The organism is Acidovorax sp. GW835-FHT14B10 (genome assembly GCF_058793725.1).
The window spans coordinates 208-2,043 of sequence record NZ_JBXAGC010000070.1; the positions used below are offsets into that span (position 1 = coordinate 208).

Here is a 1,836-nt window from a genome sequence, read left to right on the forward strand (position 1 = left end):
AAGCTTTTTACGTTGTGATGGTCTGAAGGGTTTGCTGCCTTACATCCGGGCTGTTGGTGCAGTGATTGCTGCTGCCCTACATGGTCCGCCCAAGGAGAGCAAGCTTTTTACGTTGTGATGGTCTGAAGGGTTTGCTGCCTTACATCCGGGCTGTTGGTGCAGTGATTGCTGCTGCCCATGATGGCTATTCGCGGCTGGGGTTCCTATCTCCGGGATGTACTCCGGGATGTACTCAAGGTACTGGCGATTCATCGGACTTTCCCAACCCGGTTTGACCGTCATTCCATCACTACGCTTTTTGCAGGTTCTCCTTCAAATCGGTGTTATAGGTCTGAGGCGCGCCGCGCTGACGGATCAGGCAGTCACCGTCTCAAGCGGATTCCAACGGGTCCGATCGAAGGCCATGCCCCTGGCTAGAACCGCCGACGCGGTGCGCGCCATCTTGTTGGCCAACGCCACCACCACGACGTTGTAATGTCGCCGCTACAGCAACCGTTCAATCCAGTCAGATTTTCCGGATCGGGCAATCACGGCCCTGGCGCCGGCGATCAACAAGGTTCGCAAGTAAGTGTCTCCGCGCTTGGAGATGCCCAACTGCTGCGTCTTGCCGCCGGTGCCCACGTGACGAGGAACCAACCCTACCCATGAGGCGAACTGCCGCGCGGATTTGAATGTGCAGAAGTCCCCGACCGCCGCCACCAGCGCCGAGGCTGTCAGGTCTCCGACACCAGGAATCTGCTGAATGGCCTGCATCTGCCGGTCCTCTCGAATCATGGCGCCCAGCCGCTGGCCAATGTGGTCGATGTCATCTTGCAATCCATCGATGCGTTTGAGCTGCTCCTGGATGCAGATGACCAGATCGGCAGGCAGGTGACCCTTCTCCTGGGCCTCAGCGATTTCGGCCTGGATCATCTTGAGCAACTGGTTGTGCCCCACGGGCATGGCAATGCCGAACTCGGCCAGGATGCCTCGCAGGGCATTGGTTTGCATGATGCGCATCTTCATCATTTGACGGCGCATGCCATGCAGTGCCAGACAAGCTTGCTGGCGCTCCGATTTCACGGGGACCGGCAAGATGTGCGGCTGCTGTGCCGCCACCCAGATCGCCTGTGCATCCATCGCGTCGTTCTTGTCACGCAGCAAGAAGGCTTTGACATGCTGGGCCGGCAACAGCTTGACGTCATGTCCCAGCGCCCGGATCGTCCTGGCCCAGTAATGCGATGACCCGCAAGCTTCCATCGCCACCAGGCTGCGGTTGCATTTGGCGAAGAATTCCGTGAGTTTGGCGCGTTTGATTTGGCGTCGCTGGATCTCGCCTGACTCCACATCAACGATGTGCAGTTGGAACACCGACTTCGCCAAATCCAGACCAATGACGGGCAGATTCAGAGTTGATTGCATGGCGGCCTCCAGGATCAGTGGTTGCAAGAGCTACCACTCTGGCACTTTGCAACTGAACTTGCGACATCTACTCCGGCTCTACGGGATGATGACCGCACGTCGGCAGCAGTGGCAGAGGTGGGCGGACCATGCCATCTCCGGGAATGAACTGACCCCCAGAAGTTGGACGGTTGCCATCCCGCCAACTAGGCGGAGTGACCTTGCCCTCGTTCCGTGTAGCTCTTAGCCCACGTTTACTCGGCTTTTTTACGCTTGAAAGGGATGCTTCTCAGAGTTTTCGCAAACGTGTAATTGCTTCACGCAGGGTTGCATCGTTTTTAGCAAAACAAAAGCGGATCACACCTTGGTTGAAACTATCGCCCCCGATGGCCACCCAAATTCCCCCGCCTATGGCCACCTCAAACTCCCCCACCTGAACTGATCGGGGATAGGGGT

General features: G+C 57.6%; 1 pseudogene. It reads right to left on the reverse strand.

The features are described 5' to 3' along the window. Positions 1-354 precede the first annotated feature (354 nt). A pseudogene (locus tag AC1Q5S_RS22230) lies at positions 355-1,389 on the reverse strand (IS110 family RNA-guided transposase). Positions 1,390-1,836: the final 447 nt, after the last annotated feature.